The following is a 13,693-nucleotide window of genomic DNA, read 5'->3' on the forward strand; positions in this document are numbered from 1 at the left end:
AAGCCGATAAGCGACGAAGTGTTGTAATTAAGGACGATAGATTGCTTTAAGGAATTATTCTGTTCAAAATGATTGGCTATTGCGCCGATCCGGTGCTCTTCTCGCATCCACAAGGAACTACCGTGTCCTCTTCCCGTACGTCCAGCGTCCGCAGCCAGCTCAGGCTGACGTTCGCCATCATTATCGTTCTCTCATTCGTCTCGACCGCGGTCGCGATCTGGCGCCTGCAGGTGCTGGCAAACGATACCCGGGCACTCACCGAGCGCCCGCTGGCGACCGAAAGGCTCATCTCCAGCTGGTTGACGAACACCTCGGTCGGCGTCAAGCGCACCGCCGTGATCACGCGCGCGGCCGATCCCGGCCTGGGCAAGCTGTATGCGGAAGAAGCCAGGGAATCGACGGCGCGCGTGGGCGAGATGCTCAAGAAAGTCGGCGAGCTGCTCGACACCCCGGAAGAGCGCGCGATGCTCGGCCAGATCGCCGCCCTGCGCCAGAAGTACACCGAGGTGCGCAACCAGGTTGCCGCCCTCAAGGCCGAAGGCAAGGACGAGGAAGCGCGCGCCCTGTTCGACCAGGCTTATACGCCGGCGGCAGACACTTACGTTGCCAAGGCAAACGAACTGCTGAGCATGCAGCAGCGTGCGATCGATGCCCGCGTGGCCACCGTGCTCGCCAGCGCCAACCGCAGCAGCGACATCCTGATCGCCCTGTGCGTGGCGACGCTGGTGTTCAGCGTTCTGGCAGGCGCCGTGTTCGTGCGTGCCCTGTTCCGCCGCCTGGGCGGCGAACCGTCCAGTGCCGCCGCCGTGGCCAGCGAGATCGCCGCCGGCAACCTGCGCGTGGCGGTACCGCTGCGCGCCGGCGACCAGGACAGCCTGATGGCGACGCTGGAACGCATGCGCGCCAGCCTCGCCGATATCGTCGGCCAGGTGCGCCACGGCGCCACCAGCATCGGCGCCTCGATCGCCACCATGGCGGGCGAAACCCAAGACCTGTCGCAGCGCACCGAAAGCCAGGCGTCGGCGCTGGAAGAAACCGCCTCCTCGATGGAAGAGCTGACCCAGACCGTCGGCCACAGCGCTTCCAGCGCCGAGCAGGCCAACCGCCTGGCGGCGGATGCCGCCGACGTCGCACGCCAGGGCGGCGCCATGGTCGGCCAGCTGGTCGACACCATGGGCGCGATCGACGCCTCGTCGGCACGCATCGTCGACATCATTTCGGTCATCGACGGCATCGCCTTCCAGACCAACATCCTGGCGCTGAACGCCGCGGTGGAAGCGGCCCGCGCCGGCGAACAGGGCCGCGGCTTCGCCGTCGTCGCTGCCGAAGTGCGCGCGCTGGCCCAGCGCTCGGCCGGCGCCGCCAAGGAAATCAAGGACCTGATCGACGCCTCGACCCGGCGCGTCGCGCAAGGCTCGACGCTGGCCGGCCAGGCCGGCGACACCATGCAAGGCATCGTCGACGGCATCGCGCGCGTATCAGGCATCATGAACGAGATCGTCAGCTCCAGCCGCGAGCAGGCCAGCGGCATCGCCCAGGTCAACCAGGCGATCGTGCAGATGGACGGCACCACCCAGCAGAACGCCGCGCTGGTCGAGGCATCGGCTGCCGCCACGCGTTCGATGCAGGAGCAGGCCAGCCAGCTGGCGCGGGTGGTGGCGCTGTTCCAGATCGATGGCGTGGCGCCTGCGCCACAGCCGGTGGCACGTACGGCGGTACCGGTCAAGACCGCACCTGCCCTGGCGGCAGTCCGCCCTGCCCCCGCTACGGCTGCGGCGGCCGCTGCCCCGGCTGCGCCCCGCAAGACGGCAGTGCGCAGGGAAGCGGTGGCCGGCAGCGGCGACTGGGAAGAGTTCTGACGCGGGAGGGTCATGACGCGTTAGACTGTCTTCTTTCCACCCATTATTGTTTGACGAGCCTGCCATGACCCTGCCCGCCCACCAACTCACGATGACGGTCCTGATGACGCCGGACACCGCGAACTTTTCCGGCAACGTCCACGGCGGCCACATTCTCAAACTGCTGGACCAGGTGGCCTACGCCTGCGCCAGCCGCTACGCCGCCACCTACGTCGTCACCATGAGCGTCGACCAGGTCACCTTCCGCCAGCCGATCCTGGTCGGCGAGCTGGTCACCTTCCTGGCGGCCGTCAACTATACCGGCCGCACCTCGATGGAAATCGGCATCAAGGTGCTGGCGGAGAATATCCGCACCCAGGAAGTGCGCCACGTGAACAGCTGCTTCTTCACGATGGTGGCGGTCGGCGAGGACAAGCAGCCGGTGCCGGTGCCGCCGCTGCGCCCGTTCACGCCGGACGAGCAGCGCCGCCACGAGGAAGCCAAGGGCCGCAAGGAAGCGCGCCTGGCGCTGGACCGGCAGCATGCGGAGCGCGCCAAGGCGCGCGGCTGAAGGCTCGGCTGCGCTTCAGGCGCGCGCGTGGCGGATGCGGCCGACGCTGATGCACAGCGCCATGACGGTCGACGCCACCGCAATCGCAAGGCAGAGCCGGATCGCATGCATGCCGGCCGCGCCTCCGCCCAGGTCGCGGTCGAAGGTCGACAGCACGATCCCCACCACCGCGGTGCCGCAGCACTGGCCGAAGGTGCGCATGATGGCCAGGATGCCGGACGCCGCGCCGCTGCGTGCGCGCGCCACGTTCGACAGCATCTCGCGGTTGTTCGGACTCTGGAAGAAACCGAAACCGATCCCGCACAGCAGGTTGCGCCAGGCGATGTCCCAGGCTTGCGCTTCCATCGGCAGCAGCGCCAGCGACAGCAGTCCGGCCGCCAGCAGCGCCAGCCCGATCGACGACAGGATCGCCGCCGGATAGCGGTCGGCGAGCCGGCCGGCATGCGGCGCGGCCAGCATGATGCCGATCGGCCAGGGCGTGAACAGCAGCGCCGAATGCAGGGCGGAATCGCCGTACACGGTCTGGAACAGGAAGGGCAAGGCGACGAAGGTGATGCCCTGTCCGACGAAGGACGCCACCGAGGTCAGCGCAGCCATGGAAAACCGCCTGGAGGCGAACATGTCCAGCGGGACCAGCGGGGCAGCCGCACGGCGCTGGCGCCAGACGAAAGCCCAGCCGGCGGCGACCGCGATGGATCCATAGATGACCAATGCCTGGCGCGCCCGGTCCGCGGTGCCCAGGTGGGCGCAGGCATCGGCCGCCATGATGAAGGCGCCCATGGCGGCCGCCGACAGCACGGCGCCGGCGCTGTCGAAACGCGCCGACGCCGGCTGCGGGTTGTCGGGCACCGCCCGCCCCAGCGCCAGCGCGATGGCGCCCAGCGGCACGTTGATCGCGAACAGCCAGGGCCAGCCGAGCCAGGACAGCAGCGCACCGCCCAGCGTGGGGCCGACCGCCGTGCTGGCGGCGACCAGCAGCGCGTTCAGGCCCAGGATGCGCCCCAGCAGGCGGTTCGGGAAGATGGTGCGCAGGATCGCCGGCCCGATGCTCAGGCATGCCGCCCCGCCAATCCCCTGCAGCACGCGCAGCGCCGTCAGCATCGCCAGCGACGACGACAGTGCGCAACCCAGCGACGCCAGCGTGAACACGGCCAGGCCGCCGGCGAACAGGCGGCGGTAGCCGAGCCGCTCCGCCAGCGCGGCGAAGATCGCCAGCGTCATGGCGACCGCCAGCAGGTAAGCGTTGGCCACCCACAGCGCGCCGCCGGCGGGCGCATCGAGGGCGCGGGCGATCTGCGGCAGCGCGACGTTCAGCATGCTGCCATCCAGCACCGTCATGGCCGTCGCCGTCGTCAGGGCGATCATCGCCAGGCGGCGCCTGGGACCGGGCAGGCCTTCGTCGCCCGGCAAATCGGAAAACAATGTCATGAATGCTTTCTGGCGCCACTGCGCCTCTTGGAGCGACATGTCGACTATAGCGACCCCGGCGGCATGGCGCACGCGCTGCAGTGCCGGCAGCGCACTATGGTGCTGTCAGGAACAAAATTATGGACACCTCATAAGTCTGTGCTACAATTCGCCGCCTTGGCCTGGTAGCTCAGTTGGTAGAGCAGAGGATTGAAAATCCTTGTGTCGGTGGTTCGATTCCGCCCCGGGCCACCAAGAATATTCCGTACAGAACGCCAACCCTCACCGGTTGGCGTTTTTGTTTGTGGATACCGCGGTCCTCTTGTCCTCTCCCCCAGGAATTCCTAACGAACGCAACCGTTATGCCCGCTGCGGTACGCTGGCAGCACACGCACGCCCGTGCGATGGGAGGATCGACCATGCATTACATTCGTTGCGGCACCGGCAAGCCTTTGCTACTGCTTCACGGCCTTGGCGGCCATTGGCAGAGCTGGCATCCCATTCTGGCCGATCTGGCGACGAGGCGCGACGTCATCGCGGTGGACCTGCCCGGCTTTGGCCAGACACCAAGGCTGGCCGGTGAAACCTCGATCCGCACCCTGGCGGATGAGACCGCCGCCTTCCTGCATGCGAATGGCTTGAGCGGCATCGATGCAGTCGGCAGTTCGATGGGCGCGCGGCTGGCGCTGGAGTTGGCGCGGCGCGGTGGGATCGTCGGCGGCGTGGTCGCGCTCAATCCAGGCGGTTTCTGGCAGGGATGGGAACGTCACGCATTCTTCAGCTCGATCTACCTGTCGATCCGGCTGCTGCGGCTGCTGCGCCCGGTATTGCCGGCAGTCTGCGCCAACCCGCTTGGTCGCGCTTTGTTGCTGGCACAATTTTCTGCCCGGCCCACAAAGCTGGCGCCGGACATCGTGAGCGATGAATTGTGCAGTTATGTGGCCTCGCCGGCCTTCGATGAACTGCTGGCCCAGCTCGCGTATGGCGAGGAGCAACAAGGCGCGCCTCGCAACAGCATCGCGCATCCGCTCATCATCGGCTGGGGACGGCGTGACCGGGTCTGCTTTCCGCGTCAAGCCAGGCGCGCGCTGGCCCTGTTCCCGGACGCTCGACTGCACTGGTTCGATCGCTGTGGCCATTTTCCGCACTGGGATGCGCCGACGGAGACCGCAGCGCTGATCTTGAGCGCACTTGGCGGTACGCGCGCCCACGCTGCAGCCGGACTCACAGACGAAGGCCATGGCGACCGTCCTGAACAATCCTCGATCCTGCAGCTTCCCCAATCCACCGGCCTGGCCTGGTAGGCTGTTCGATCGCCCGCGGATTAAAAATCCTTGTGCCCGGGGTGGGACCGGGCTCCAACCTTAACGGAAATCATCCATGACTACGCCATCCACTTTCGAACTGTATGCTTACTGGCGCACGTCGGCCACTTACCGGGTGCGCGTCGCCCTCAATTTGAAGGGGCTGACAGCGCACGAACGGCTCGTCAATATCGATGCCGGTGAACAGCACGACGAGGAATTCTTGAAGATCAATCCACTTGGTGCGATCCCGGCCCTGGTGGAGAGCGGACATGCGCCGCTGACGCAGTCGCTGGCGATCCTCGAGTTCCTGGACGAATTCCAGCCGGCGCCGCCATTGCTGCCGCAGGACCTGCATGGGCGCGCCCGGGTTCGCTCGATTGCCTCGATGCTGGCTGCCGATACCCATCCGCTGATCACGGGGCGCGTTAAAAAATACTTGACGACCGCTGCCGGCATGGACGACACGGCTTGGCGTGCATGGCAGATCCAGTGGTTTGGGACCGGCCTGGCCGCTCTCGAGCAACGTCTCGCCAGCGAGCCGCAGACCGGCGTGTTTTGTCACGGCGATACGCCGACGATGGCCGATATCTGCCTGGCCAGCATTGTGGAAATGGTGAGGATTTTTAAGATCACGATCCCGAATATACCGACGATCGACCGAATCATGGAAGCCTGCGACAGCCATCCGGCGTTCATCAAAGCCACGCCGAGCCGTCAGGCAGGTGCTCCGGCCTGAACGGGTTGGCCAAACCGGGCTGGTGGCCGTGCGACCGCGCGTGATCGAAGGACATCGTTCATACAACGCCCACGCATGCAAGTGGGCGTTCTTGTTTGCGAGGGGTATTTCTTGTGCCCGGTTTTATGGCCGGTCGCGCTCACCTCTCGACGACCAGCTTGCACGCCACCTCATGCATCAGCTGGCGGTAATCTTTTCGATCACTTTTATAGCCGTTCCACCGCCGGGCACGAAAGCGCCCGCCAGTTCCGAGCCCATTTCGAACAGCATTTCCCGGGTAGTGATCGCCTGTAGTTTTTCCTTGAACCACTGGCCATTTTCGATCACTTCGCCCGTCAGGCCGTCAACTTCGATCACGCCTACCTTGTCCTCGGTGGTCCAGGCAAATTCGAATGCAAACACGGGCCGGTAATAGAGATAGATTTTCTCGATCGTAACGATGTCTTCCTGGAACTCGTGGGCATTGATGACTTCTGCGTCCAGCGTCTGGCGAATCTTCTGCAGCAGCATCGGCAAACGTAGTTGCGGGGCGATCGCTTCGGGCAGTTCCAGTACGGTATGCTCCTGCACCTTGTATTTGTTGATGTAATTCGCCAGGGCGCCCTTTTTCAAGTCGCGCAATAGCCCATCCAGATGATCTTCGTAATTGAGCTTCCTATGGGAGAACTCGACGCCCTGCAGGTTGATCGAGCGTTTATTGCCCTGCTCTGCTATCGAATACTCCTTACCATTGATCAGGATTTTTTTTGCATACGCATTACCGATCTCTACAGGGTAGGTCAGCTCGCGTGAGTAATCGACCGAACGCGTCGTCACCACATGCCAGAACGGCTCATAACGCAAGACGTGCTTCGACAGGAGGACAGTATCTTCCTTGGGACGTTTGAACGGATTCAATTTCGCCAGCATCCCGAACGCATTCAATTTTTTCTGATTGGCCTGCTCGGTGGCGGCACTCAGAGGATAGACCTGGTCAAAGACAAATACCTTTTCGGCATTGTCCAAGTAGTGAAGAAGTTCCGCCATATAACACCCCAAGAAATATTTTTAATATTAAACCATTTCTTTAGTACCAAGGTGCTGCAGGCCCATGGCGCTCATCAGTGTATGGGATGCGAAAGGACGAACCCATATGCTCATGCGCGCGACATTTGACGCTGATTGGATATCAAAAAGCCCGGCATGGGCGTCAACCGCCATGCCGGGCTTTCCTGTGTGCGCAACCAGCTGTTATTGCTTGGCCGACACGCGCCAGATCACATTACCGACGTCATCCGCGATGAGCAGCGCACCCGCTGCATCCTGGGTCAATCCCACCGGGGCACCGTACAGGTCTTTTTCGTCGGCCGAATGGAAACCGGTCACGATCGGCTCGGCACTACCGGTGGGCTTGCCATTCGCAAACGGCACATACACCACCTGGTAACCGCTCAGGGGCGTGCGGTCCCAGCTGCCGTGTTCGCTCACGAAGGCACCGCCGCGGTATTTCTCTGGCAGGCCGGTCCCGGTGTAGAACCACAGTCCCAGGGCGGCGACGTGCGAGCCCAGCGCGAAGTCCGGCTTGATGGCTTTCGCGACCAGGTCCGGACGCTGTTGCTTGATGCGGGTATCGACGTGCTGGCCGTAATAGCTGTAAGGCCAGCCGTAGAAACCGTGTTCCTGCACCGACGTCATGTAATCCGGCACCAGATCCGCGCCGATCTCGTCGCGCTCGTTGACGATGGCCCAGAGTTTCCCGCTCGTCGGTTCGAACTGCAGGCCGGTCGGATTGCGCAGGCCCGAAGCGAAGATACGGCTGGCGCCGCTTTCGACATCCACCTCGAGCACGGCAGCGCGGCGGTATTCGACCGCCATGCTGTTTTCGGCGATGTTGCTGTTGGAACCCGAGCCGACGTAGAGTTTCTTGCCATCCGCACTTGCCACCATGGCCTTGGTCCAGTGGTGGTTGACCGTATCCGGCAGGTCGGCCAGCTCGGTGCCCGGATCGGTAATCTTGGTATCGCCGGTATTATAGTGATACTTCATGATATTGCCGGTATTGGCAACATACAGCGTATCGCCGATCAGCTGCACGCCGAAGGGCGAGTGCAGTTTTTCGAGGAAGACGTGTTTTTCCCATTCACCGGCAGCACCCTCTTTCTTGCGCAGCAGGGTAATGCGATTGCCGCCCTTGCCGCCCTTGCCGGAACGGCCTTTGACGACACCGGCAATCAGCTGTTTCGGCGTCGTGACGGCTTCCTGTCCCGGGCCATTCGATTCCACCACCAGGATGTCGCCATTCGGCAGGGCCAGGAGCTGGCGCGGATGCAGCAGTCCGGAGGCGATCTTTTCGATGCCCAGACCGGCAACGACCTTGGGCGCCTGCCCTTCCTTCCAGCCGACACCGCCGGGAACCTGCATCGGCGGCACCAGGAAGTTCTGCGCGCCGGGCATCTCCGGATTGGCGCCGATTTGCTTGGAAATATCCACCTTCGCGCTATTGTCGCAAGCGCTCAGCACCAGCGACGACACCACCGCCATGCCCACCACACCCAACAAACCATGTTTATTCTTATTCATGGCCGAACTCCTTGAAACTGATATTTTGCCAAGCCAGCACGATGCGGCCGATCGCCATCAAGACCACCGTCGCAACGGACAGCCACAGCGCGTCTGGAATCGCCGCATAAGAGTCCCGGCTATGCACGAACGCGTTGACGAGCGCCGTGACGATAGCAACCAGGTTCAGCCAGAAGTCGAGCTTCACGGCCGGCGCGGCGCGGCGCTTGCCGAACCAGACAAAACCGAGATTGATCAAGCGCGGCACGATGGCGACAATCAGGCCCAGGCTGACCAGCCAGGCCGCGCTTTTCACCCACAGCACCTCGGCGGTATTGGCATAGACGAAATCAAAAATCATCACCGCCACGAAAAGACCGAAAGGTATCGGGTTCAGCACATTGAAAACCGCTGACGCCACCTTGAATGTCGAGGACGTATTCTCTGCTCTCATTAGGTTCTACTCTCAAAAATGATTGGTCTATCATGACAATCCGACGCCTGGCGGATACCAGGGAAGAGATCGATGCCCAAATCGGCGGCGAGTGTATTCCTGCGCCTCTTCGCCAGTCAACACATCTATCTTATAGAAGACATATACACGAAACGCATGAGCAAGACGTGTTCGATTGGATTGTCCGGGCACGTCCGCAACGATACCGGAAGCGTTCCGGACGGGTCGTCGCGTACCGAAAACGGTCTTGCAATCGACCGAAGCTCCCCAAGATCACGCCTGTCACTTCGGGGTTTCGCTGTAGACGGGGTGCGTTGGCAAGCAACTTTCTAGGAGTACAGACATGGGCGCGAAGACAGGTTCTGGCAGCAAAGGCACGGCAAACGACACGGGCAAATCCGGCAATGACTCAGGCAGCAGGGTCAAGGAGGCAAGGGGTCCGTCCTACGAGCACCGGCAAGGGGAAACCCCATCCGACAAGAGCGAGCAGCACCAGGGCAAGCATCCTCCAAACACGATCTACAAGGGTCCGAAGGACTTGCACCCCTCCAGTGACCCGGACCGGGGCAACCGCCAGTCCGACAAGGGCTAGCCGCATCGGATGCCGAAAATAAAAACGCCAACCTGCATGGGTTGGCGTTTTCATGTACAAGACCTTGGATGCGCTTACTCTTTCTTTTCGCGGAATTCACCCTCGATCACATTGTCGTCGGTACTTTGGGGCGCGTTTTTACCGGCAAACCCGAAGACGGACGATGACATGCGGCCGGCTACAGCACGCCGCAACCAGGGGAAGAAGAGCAGAAACGCCATGGCGAAACCCGTGAACCCTGCGGACACATAGTCGCCTTGCGACAGGAAGTGCAAGGCGCAGAGTGCCAGCAAGCTCGCCATGACGGGCCGGCGCGCAGGTCCAGGCAACAGGCCGACAATGCGCAGCTTCCTGTTGCTTACCCAGGGAAACCTGGCAAAAAGAACGGCAAGCAGCAGTCCTGCCGCGCCGCGGCCTGTGCCGAGATAATCGGCCAGCACGCCGACCACGAGGTAACCGGTGTAGGTCAGCGTACCGGCCAGGGCTGCCAGCACGCAGAGTGCGGCGGCGATCGTCAGCTTTGGCGCCCGCATTATCGCGGTGAGTAAAAAAGGTAGGATTTGTGGTCTCCTGCAAATCGACATGGAAGGCAAGCGCGCATCTTAACAGCCTCTCCCATGTCGGGCATTTCGATCCGGTGCCGGCCTCGCTTCCGGCTCAGGGCTGCGCGGCGGCCCGTGCCTGCGCGATCCAGCTGTCGAACAGTTGCTGGTGGTACTTGATCCAGCCCGCCGTATGGCGCGCGATGTCGGCCTGGGTGTTCTCGCCTTGCCGCATGCGCTCGTTCTGCGCGTTGATGTCGGCAATCGGCAAGCGCATGACTTCAAACAGCTTGACGGCCGCCGGGTTCTTGTCGGCCCAGGCCCGATTCACGACGATCCGCGTCGTGTTGACGGAAAATCCGTAGTTGCTGCCATCGCCGAGACGGGTATCGGCCTTGTCGGGATTCGCCGAGAACGGCACTTGCAGCCAGACGACGTCCTTGCCCGGCACCAGCACCCCGCTCACCCAGTAAGGCGTCCATGTGTAGTACAGGATGGACTCGCCACGCTGGTAGCGGCCGATGGTGTCGGCGATCAGTGCGGCGTAGCTGCCCTGCACATGCTTGACCGTCGGGCGCAGCTTGTAGGCATTCATATGGTGTTCGATCATCGCCTCGCAACCCCAGCCCGGGTTGCAGCCGGTCAGGTCGGCCTTGCCGTCGCCGTCATGGTCGAACAGTTTGGCCAGGGCCGGATCGCGCAGCTGGTCGATATTGGTGATGTGGTACTTGTCGGCCGTTGCCTTGTCGATCAGGTAGCCCTGCGCGGCCGGTCCGGCATAGGCGCCCACGCGCAGCAGCTTGGCGTCGCCGCCGGCATTGTTGAAATAGTCCTTGTGCAGAGGATCCCAATGCGCCGCGAGGAAGGTCGCGTCGCCGTTGGCGATCGCGATGTGCGCGGTCGGATAGTCGACTTCCTTGATCGGCTGCGGCGCGTAGCCCAGCTGTTCGAGGGCGCGGTCCACCAGCATGGTCTGGAAGGTTTCTTCGGCGATCGGACTTTGCAGCGCCTGCACCTTGATGCCCTTGCCGGGCAGGCCGGCAGCCGGCGTTTGCGCCATCGCCAGGCTGGTGCTCAATGCGAGCGCGGCAATGGCCAGGGCCGAGAACCAGCGGAAGCGGCGCCGCGTTGCATACGTGGCGTTGAAGTGGTCGAGTTGATGCATGTGTTCCTTTCTTGTTATTGCGCGCGCACGGACGTGGTCGGCGCGGCCGCTTTGCCGCGCGCCGGATTGCCACGCACCAGGCGCAGGATGACGCCAAGCGGACCGGTCTGGTACCAATGACGCCCGCTGCGGCGCGATTGCCCCATGGCTTGCGTCAGGCGGTCCAGCGTGATGGCGAGCAGCACGATCCCGAGACCGCCCACGGTGGCCAGTCCCATGTCCAGGCGGCCAATCCCGCGCAGCACCATCTGGCCCAGGCCACCGACCGCGATCATCGACGCGATCACCACCATCGACAGCGACAGCATCAGCGACTGGTTGATGCCGGCCATGATCGATGGCATCGCCAGCGGCAGCTGCACGCGGGTCAGCAGCTGCCAGGGCGAGGCCCCGTAGGCGCGCGCCGCTTCGACCAGGTCGGGGCGGACCTGGCGGATGCCGAGATTGGTCAGGCGCACCAGCGGCGGCAGCGCGAAGATGATGGTCACGATCACGCCGGGCGCATCCCCGATACCAAACAACATCACCACCGGCACCAGGTACACGAAGGCAGGCGTGGTCTGCATGGCGTCCAGCAACGGACGCAGGATGTTTTGTGCGCGGTCGCTGCTGGCCAGGAAGATCCCCAAGGGCAAGCCGATCGCCAGGCAGAAGGCAAGCGAGGTCAGCACCAGCGACAGGGTCACCATCGCTTCCGGCCAGACGCCCAGTACCGACAGGCCCAGCAGCGCCAGCACGGTGCCGATCGCCAGCGCACGGCTGGTGAATTGCCAGGCCAGCAAAGCGACGATGGCGATCACCACGGGCGCGGGCGCGGCCAGCAGCACGTCGCTGGCGCCGGCCAGCGTGGCGTCGATCGGCGCGCGCACGGCCTGGAAAAACGGGCGGCAATGGGCGACGACCCAGCCCAGGCCCTGGTTGATCCAGGTTTCCAGCGGCAGCGAGCCATCGAAGAGGTGTATCAGTTTCGAACCGCCGCCTTGCCCGGCCGTGGCGGCCGGTGTCGCGGCGTCGAGCCAGGCCGTGTCGGCCGGCGGCGTCGGCAGCCACGGGTTCACCTGGGGAGATGCGCTGTTCGGGGTCATGCTTGTCCTTTCTGAATATGTTGCTCGGCAATGGCGGGCGTATCGCGGTCGAGGAACTTCAGCAAGGTGGTCTTGCTGATGGCGCCGCGGAAGCTGCCGTCGCCCGCCACTACCGGCACTGCGTACGGGAGTTGCGCTACCTGGCCGAACAGGCCCGCAACGGGCTCGTCCGCATTGATGGTCTGCACATCCGGCAGGTAGGCATGCGCCAGGCCCAGCGGCCCGATGTGGCCGTCGAGCGCATTGCGCAGCGAATCGGCCGACACCACGCCGAGGAATTCACGGCGCGGATTGACGACATAGGCGTAGGCCCGGTCCTGCTCTTCCAGCATCGACAGCGCCGCACGCGAACCGCGGGTCGGCGATTCCGACACCACGACCTGGCTCTTGCGGGCGATGTCGCCGGCCTTGAACACGGCCGCCGCGTCGACGCCGCGCACGAAGTTGCGTACGTAGTCGTTGGCGGGCTTGCGCAGGATTTCTTCCGGCGTGCCCACCTGCACCACATGCCCATCCTTCATGATGGCGACGCGGTCGCCGATGCGCATGGCTTCGTCGAGGTCGTGCGAAATGAAGACGATGGTGCGGCGCTTGATCTGCTGCAGGCGCAGCAGTTCCGATTGCATTTCCGTGCGCATGATGGGGTCGAGCGCGGAAAACGCTTCGTCCATCAGCAGGATCGACGGATCGCAGGCCAGCGCGCGCGCCAAGCCCACGCGCTGCTGCATGCCGCCGGACAGTTCGTCGGGATAACTGGCGCCATAGGCCGCAAGGCCGACCTGTTCCAGTGCCTGGCGGGCCAGCGCATGGCGCTCGGCCTTGGGAATGCCTGCCAGCTCCATGCCGAAGGCCGTGTTGTCGAGCACGCTGACGTGCGGCAGCAGCGCAAACGACTGGAACACCATGCTGATGTCCTTGCGGCGCAGGGCGCGCAACTGCGCGTCCGGCAGGGTATTGATGTCGGTGCCGTCGATCAGGATGCGGCCATCGGTCGGCTCGATCAGGCGGTTCAGCATCCGCACCAGGGTCGACTTGCCCGAACCGGACAAGCCCATGATGACGAAGATCTCGCCGGCTTCGATGGTGAAGGTGGCGTCGAACACGCCGATCGTGCACCCGGTTTTGGCCAGGATATCCTGCTTGCCGGCACCTTGGCGGACCAGGGCCAGCGCTTCTTGCGGCTGATCGCCGTAGACCTTGAAGACATGGTCGATGATGATTTGTTTTGCCATTGTCTGGTTCTCCTTCGAGTTGGCAAATGCGGTGAGACCCGGCAGCCATGAGGCGTCGAACGGGAATCACCAGACCCTGAGCCGTCGGCGCTGCACGGGCGCACAAGCGTACGCAAGCGGCGGACGGAAACGCGGCACGCTTTTCCGGCAAACGATGCCGGGGCCAGGGTGTGGATGCGTGTTAAAAGAGGCTGGGTTCAGGACTTTTAAGCACGCAGGCGCATGC

General features: G+C 63.6%; 13 protein-coding genes and 1 tRNA gene. 6 read left to right on the forward strand and 8 right to left on the reverse strand.

Annotation, left to right across the window (positions count from 1 at the left end; translation table 11 throughout):
* The first annotated feature begins 122 nt into the window (after positions 1-122).
* Together U1H99_RS25320 and U1H99_RS25325 are read left to right on the forward strand one after the other, a co-directional pair.
* A complete protein-coding gene (locus U1H99_RS25320; protein WP_323144449.1) occupies positions 123-1,859 on the forward strand; it encodes a methyl-accepting chemotaxis protein in 1,737 nt (578 codons plus the stop codon).
* A gap of 64 nt (positions 1,860-1,923) precedes the next feature.
* Entirely contained in the window at positions 1,924-2,409 is a 486-nt protein-coding gene (locus tag U1H99_RS25325) for an acyl-CoA thioesterase (RefSeq protein ID WP_141834870.1), read from the forward strand.
* Between the two features lie 15 nt (positions 2,410-2,424).
* On the opposite strand, the gene U1H99_RS25330 is transcribed toward U1H99_RS25325, so the two are convergent.
* Entirely contained in the window at positions 2,425-3,837 is a 1,413-nt protein-coding gene (locus U1H99_RS25330; RefSeq protein ID WP_323144450.1) for an MFS transporter, read from the reverse strand.
* A gap of 158 nt (positions 3,838-3,995) precedes the next feature.
* Here U1H99_RS25330 and U1H99_RS25335 point away from each other — a divergent pair.
* From U1H99_RS25335 to maiA, 3 genes are all read left to right on the forward strand, one after another.
* A tRNA-Phe gene (locus tag U1H99_RS25335) sits at positions 3,996-4,071 on the forward strand.
* 164 nt (positions 4,072-4,235) lie between these two features.
* Positions 4,236-5,120, forward strand: a complete 885-nt coding sequence (locus tag U1H99_RS25340; RefSeq protein WP_323144451.1) for an alpha/beta fold hydrolase — start codon at positions 4,236-4,238, stop codon at positions 5,118-5,120.
* Positions 5,121-5,196: 76 nt separating this feature from the next.
* Positions 5,197-5,859 (forward strand): maleylacetoacetate isomerase, encoded by a 663-nt coding sequence (gene maiA, locus U1H99_RS25345; protein WP_323144452.1) that lies wholly within the window; start codon positions 5,197-5,199, stop codon positions 5,857-5,859.
* Positions 5,860-6,036: 177 nt separating this feature from the next.
* On the opposite strand, the gene U1H99_RS25350 is transcribed toward maiA, so the two are convergent.
* The 3 genes from U1H99_RS25350 to U1H99_RS25360 all read right to left on the reverse strand — a co-directional run bounded on the left by U1H99_RS25350 (position 6,037) and on the right by U1H99_RS25360 (position 8,851).
* Entirely contained in the window at positions 6,037-6,885 is an 849-nt protein-coding gene (locus tag U1H99_RS25350) for a hypothetical protein (protein ID WP_323144453.1), read from the reverse strand.
* 204 nt (positions 6,886-7,089) lie between these two features.
* Entirely contained in the window at positions 7,090-8,418 is a 1,329-nt protein-coding gene (locus U1H99_RS25355; RefSeq protein ID WP_323144454.1) for a PQQ-dependent sugar dehydrogenase, read from the reverse strand.
* Positions 8,411-8,851, reverse strand: coding sequence for a DUF2231 domain-containing protein (locus tag U1H99_RS25360; protein ID WP_323144455.1), 441 nt, complete (start codon positions 8,849-8,851; stop codon positions 8,411-8,413). The genes U1H99_RS25355 and U1H99_RS25360 overlap by 8 nt, the downstream gene beginning before the upstream one ends.
* Before the next feature lie 343 nt (positions 8,852-9,194).
* Between U1H99_RS25360 and U1H99_RS25365 the strand changes: the two genes are divergently transcribed.
* Positions 9,195-9,443, forward strand: a complete 249-nt coding sequence (locus U1H99_RS25365; protein ID WP_141834885.1) for a hypothetical protein — start codon at positions 9,195-9,197, stop codon at positions 9,441-9,443.
* 74 nt (positions 9,444-9,517) lie between these two features.
* Here the strand turns inward: U1H99_RS25365 and U1H99_RS25370 are convergent, their stop codons facing one another.
* From U1H99_RS25370 to proV, 4 genes are all read right to left on the reverse strand, one after another.
* On the reverse strand, positions 9,518-10,036 hold the full coding sequence (locus U1H99_RS25370; protein ID WP_323144456.1) for an FxsA family protein: 519 nt from the start codon (positions 10,034-10,036) through the stop codon (positions 9,518-9,520).
* Positions 10,037-10,100: 64 nt separating this feature from the next.
* Positions 10,101-11,150, reverse strand: a complete 1,050-nt coding sequence (gene proX / locus U1H99_RS25375) for a glycine betaine/L-proline ABC transporter substrate-binding protein ProX (RefSeq protein ID WP_323144457.1) — start codon at positions 11,148-11,150, stop codon at positions 10,101-10,103.
* 14 nt (positions 11,151-11,164) lie between these two features.
* On the reverse strand, positions 11,165-12,235 hold the full coding sequence (gene proW / locus U1H99_RS25380; RefSeq protein ID WP_323144458.1) for a glycine betaine/L-proline ABC transporter permease ProW: 1,071 nt from the start codon (positions 12,233-12,235) through the stop codon (positions 11,165-11,167).
* Positions 12,232-13,467 (reverse strand): glycine betaine/L-proline ABC transporter ATP-binding protein ProV, encoded by a 1,236-nt coding sequence (proV, locus tag U1H99_RS25385; RefSeq protein WP_323144459.1) that lies wholly within the window; start codon positions 13,465-13,467, stop codon positions 12,232-12,234. The genes proW and proV overlap by 4 nt, the downstream gene beginning before the upstream one ends.
* Between the last annotated feature and the right edge of the window lie 226 nt (positions 13,468-13,693).

This window comes from Massilia phyllosphaerae, from assembly GCF_034659755.1.
GTDB lineage: Bacteria > Pseudomonadota > Gammaproteobacteria > Burkholderiales > Burkholderiaceae_D > Telluria > Telluria phyllosphaerae.